We start from the raw sequence: 4,811 nt of genomic DNA, 5'->3' as shown, positions 1-4,811 counted from the left end.
ATACCTACTAAGTACTGAACGAGTAAAAAAACGCTATTCTTTCTCTAGAATCATAGGAAAGGATAGCGTTTTTTATGTCTATTTTTGTATCTGATGAACTACAACTATTTGCTCAAGAAATTCAATGTTATTTATCCCCGAACATCTTAAGAAATCTTGCCAGAGAGTCTGGTTTCGTGCAACGAACCTGTAAATTCCAAACAAAAAGTTTACTCAATTTATGAGTATGTATGGAAAAAGAAAGAGATTCAATAATGCTTTGTTTAATATTAATTTATATAGAAATTCATATTAAACAATATGTAATAATACATTTTATGATAATTTATTAAAATGAAATGTTATATTTTTGGGTGGAATATATAAATGGAGGAAATGTTATGAACAAGAATTTAAAATTTACTCAAATGATGATCGGTATTAGTACGATGGCATTATCATTTGGAAGTATTCAAACACAGGTATCCGCAGAAGAAAAAGCACCCTATAATACGTTACAGATGAAACCGATTGGGACAGAAACTTTAAAAGATGAAATTGCACATGCTACAAAAGCGGATGGAACTTTAACTTTTGAAGAGCGTTTAAAAGTAGGTGATTTTTCACAAAGGCCAACTTCGGTGATGAAACATAATGACAGGCAATTAAAGCAAAGCTATACTCTGGCAGAACTGAATAAAATGCCTGATAGTCAATTCATTGATACGCTATCAAGAGTTTCATGGAATCAAATTACAGACTTATTTCAATTCAATCAAGATACGAAAGCTTTTTATCAAAATAGAGAACGTATGAACGTTATCATTAATGAATTAGGACGACGAGGGAAATCTTTTACGAAAGAGGACTCAATGGGAATTGAAACTTTTGTTGAGATATTACGTTCTGCTTTTTATGTGGGATATTTTAATAATGAAGTAGGTTACTTAAATGAGAGAAGCTTCCATGACAAATGTTTACCAGCATTAAAAGCTATTGCAAAAAATCCAAACTTTACATTAGGTACAGCTGAGCAAGATAGAGTAGTAGTTGCGTATGGGAAATTAATTAGTAATGCTTCTAGTGATGCTGAAACAGTACAGTATGCGGCAAATATTTTAAAACAGTTTAATGATAACCTTTCTATGTATGCTAATGATTATATGAAAGAACAAGCTGTATATGAAATCGTAAAAGGTATTGATTATGATATACAATCTTATTTGCAGGAAACGAATAAAAAGCCTAATGCAACAATGTGGTATGGAAAGATAGATAACTTTATAAATGAGGTTAGTAGAATTGCTCTCATACGGAATTTAACAACTGAGAATAGTTGGCTAATTAATAATGGGATTTATTATGCAGGACGTTTAGGGAAATTTCATAGCAATCCAAACAAAGGATTGGAAGTTATTACACAAGCGATGAATATGTATCCTCGCCTAAGTGGACCTTATTTTATAGCGGTAGAGCAAATCAAAACAAACTACGGTGGAAAAGATTATGATGGAAATACAGTAGATTTACAGAAAATACGTGAAGAAGGGAAGTTACAATACTTACCTAAAACATATACATTTGATGATGGATCTATTGTTTTTAAGACAGGCGATAAAGTAACAGAAGAGAAAATTAAAAGGTTATATTGGGCAGCCAAAGAAGTAAAGGCACAATATCACCGTGTAATTGGAAATGATAAAGCACTAGAACCAGGTAACGCAGATGATGTGCTGACAATTGTAATTTATAATAATCCAGATGATTATCAATTAAATAGACAATTATATGGATATGAAACGAACAACGGCGGTATTTATATTGAAGAGAAGGGTACTTTCTTTACATATGAGCGTACACCAAAACAGAGTATTTATAGTCTAGAAGAGTTATTCCGTCACGAATTCACTCATTATTTACAAGGAAGATACGAGGTTCCTGGTTTATTTGGGAGTGGAGAACTATATCAAAATGAACGCTTAACTTGGTTCCAAGAAGGGAATGCAGAATTCTTTGCAGGATCTACACGTACAAATAATGTTGTTCCACGTAAAAGTATTATAAGTGGCTTATCATCTGATCCGGCAAGCCGTTATACTGCAAAGCAAACTTTGTTCGCAAAATATGGATCATGGGATTTTTATAATTATTCCTTTGCACTACAGTCTTATCTATATAATCACCACTTTGAAACCTTTGATAAGATTCAGGATTTAATCCGTGCAAACGATGTGAAAAATTATGACGCGTATCGTGAAGCATTAAGTAAAGATGCACAGCTGAATACAGAATATCAAACGTATATGCAGCAGTTGATTGATAATCAAGATAAATACAATGTACCACAAGTAACAAATGATTACTTAATACAACATGCACCTAAGCCGTTAGCTGAAGTGAAGAAAGAAATTGTCGATGTAACTAATATAAAAGATGCAAAAATCACAAAACATGAGTCTCAATTTTTTAACACATTTACTGTAGAAGGCAAGTACATAGGTAGTACATCAAAAGGTGAGTCTGAAGACTGGAAAACAATGAGTAAACAAGTCAATCAAACCTTGGAGCAGTTGTCTCAAACAGGATGGAGCGGCTATAAAACAGTTACAGCCTATTTTGTTAACTATCGTGTGAATGCAGCCAATCAATTTGAATATGATATTGTTTTCCATGGTGTTGCAACAGAGGAAAAAGAAAAAACAACGACTATAGTAAATATGAATGGACCATATAGCGGGATAGTAAATGAAGGAATTCAATTCCATAGTGATGGTACAGAAAGTGAAAATGGAAAAATTATTTCTTATCTATGGAACTTTGGAGATGGTACAACAAGTACAGAAGTCAGCCCTACCCATGTATATGGAGAAAAAGGAGCATATACTGTGGAACTAACAGTGAAAGATAGTAGAGGAAAAGAAAGTAAAGAACAAACAAAAGTTACTGTAAAACAAGATCCGCAAACAGGTGGATCCCTTGAAGAGGAAAAGGTACTCCCGTTTAATGAGCTTGTAAAAGGAAATCTGATTGCTCCTGATCAAACAGATGTTTATACGTTTGATGTTACAGTTCCAAAAGAAGTAGATATTTCTGTGGTAAATGAACAAAACATTGGGATGACATGGGTACTTTATCATGAATCAGACATGCAAAATTACGTAGCTTGTGGTGAAGATGAAGGAAATGCTATAAAGGGAAAATTCGTAGCGAAACCAGGGAAATATTATTTGAATGTGTATAAATTTGATGATAACACTGGTGAATATTCATTATTAATAAAATAAATTTATTTTCAATATGTATATAACGGTTGTTTTTTTAGGAGGAGTCTGTCACGATAGGCTTCTCCTATTTTTTACTCTAAAATAAGTTAATAAATTAGGTAATTATCTTTAAAAATAAATCATTATAAACCTAAAATATTCAATTAAAAAATAGAAGAGAGGGAGCTTGCGTCTTAATAAGACTAATATTAGGAGTTATGTCACATTTCGATTAAATAAAATATCGTAAAATCCTCAGAATAAATTTTTTTGCATGTTCATTCATTTAGGGTAATTCTCAACTCTTAAGCTGATGTATGTGGGGGACCGACTCATATACATCAGCTTAAATAATTAGATATTTTATTTATTAAGTTAAGCGAAATTTTATTCGTATAGGAGGAAGGCGCATTTAATTCTTTTTTCGAATGTTATTCATGTTTATCGTATTCCATCGAATGCGCTTGTTACCAAGTGATGTACATAGGAATCATCCAACTTATCACCGGTTACTAGCAACCGATAAAAAATTGGTCCGTAAATGAGATCGATGGATAATTCAATATCAAGGTTTTCTTTCAATTCTCCTCTTTGAATTCCCTTCTCTAGAAGTTGCTTTGCTTGCAGTCGACGGGGCTGGAAACATCGAGTGCGATATTCCTCTTTCAGTTTTAAGTCAACGTTTGATTTTCTCTTTGCAACCAGAAGTTCGTAGTCGCTTAAATGGATTATTCATGTCTATTTTCTTTTTGGGTGTTGCTGTTGGATCCTTTTTCGGAGGATGGAGTGTAGCATTGTGGATCGGAATCGCTTTTCCGACCATAGCGCTGCTTTATTTTGCCACAGAGAAATAGTTCAATAATCAAATTTAAACAGACCGGATTCGCTTGAATGCATATTCATTAATATGTCTGATTTTTATAGATTATTTGCGGTTATTTTGAAGTTTTTACATCACAACCAGATTTTTTGTCTCTATCGCTAAAAGAGGGCAAAACTCACCATATAAAATGTGTCCGAATTCCATTTAGACTATGAAAAAAGAGAGCTTGCGCTAGACAACAAGCCCTCTAAAAAATAACGTAATTGAGATATCTATATATTAACAGTTATTTTCTAACGATTCTATATGTCTTATGTTGAGAAATAAATTATAAGTGGCTTGATAACGCTAAAATGAATTATTGACATAATATTTCGACGATAATATAATAAATCTCGAATTCAAGATAACTTGTAAAGGATTGGTAATTATGAGAGCTTATCTTTAAAGTTATTTGTTATATTATCAAGGGAATTACAGCCAATCACTAAACGTATGAAAAGGATCTAAAAATTTATGGACTTAATGCAACTGAATTTGCAGTGCTTGAGCTACTATACAGTAAAGCTGATCGGCCTATAAAAAAATTGAGGACAAAATATTACTTGTAAGTTTTTGTATCACGTATGCATCAATTATTTCAGAAGGTATTGAATTGGTGACACTAATTTTTCCACAGCATAGAGAGGGGATTCGGCAAATATTTGGTAGTTTGGACTATATTGAGAAAAAATGATAAGTAAACA

1 protein-coding gene and 4 pseudogenes are annotated in these 4,811 nt (G+C 32.5%); 4 read left to right on the top strand and 1 reads right to left on the bottom strand.

Features of this window, described 5'->3' with window-relative positions; all coding sequences use genetic code 11:
* Positions 1 to 74: 74 nt before the first annotated feature.
* Positions 75 to 221, top strand: a pseudogene (locus ACQGSG_RS26630) (IS4 family transposase); the annotation flags it as partial.
* 159 nt (positions 222 to 380) lie between these two features.
* Positions 381 to 3,263: a collagenase ColA gene (gene colA, locus ACQGSG_RS26625; RefSeq protein WP_325842669.1), complete on the top strand. Its 2,883-nt coding sequence runs from the start codon at positions 381 to 383 to the stop codon at positions 3,261 to 3,263.
* A 420-nt stretch (positions 3,264 to 3,683) separates the two neighbouring features.
* Here the strand turns inward: colA and ACQGSG_RS26620 are convergent.
* Positions 3,684 to 3,923, bottom strand: a pseudogene (locus ACQGSG_RS26620) (TetR-like C-terminal domain-containing protein); the annotation flags it as partial.
* On the opposite strand from ACQGSG_RS26620, the pseudogene ACQGSG_RS26615 reads away from it, so the two are divergent.
* Positions 3,911 to 4,096, top strand: a pseudogene (locus tag ACQGSG_RS26615) (MFS transporter); the annotation flags it as partial. The pseudogenes ACQGSG_RS26620 and ACQGSG_RS26615 overlap by 13 nt on opposite strands.
* Positions 4,097 to 4,485: 389 nt before the next feature.
* A pseudogene (locus ACQGSG_RS26610) lies at positions 4,486 to 4,801 on the top strand (MarR family transcriptional regulator).
* Positions 4,802 to 4,811: the final 10 nt, after the last annotated feature.

It is taken from the genome of Bacillus sp. GMa5/1 (assembly GCF_050172015.1).
GTDB lineage: Bacteria > Bacillota > Bacilli > Bacillales > Bacillaceae_G > Bacillus_A > Bacillus_A cereus.
Note: the sequence above shows the minus strand (reverse complement) of the source record. Positions and strands in the feature narration are given on the sequence as shown.

What these genes read in the sequence shown, in the direction of transcription:
- colA (WP_325842669.1), top strand. Translation starts at nt 381, where the DNA reads ATGAACAAGAATTTAAAATTTACTCAAATGATGATCGGTATTAGTACG.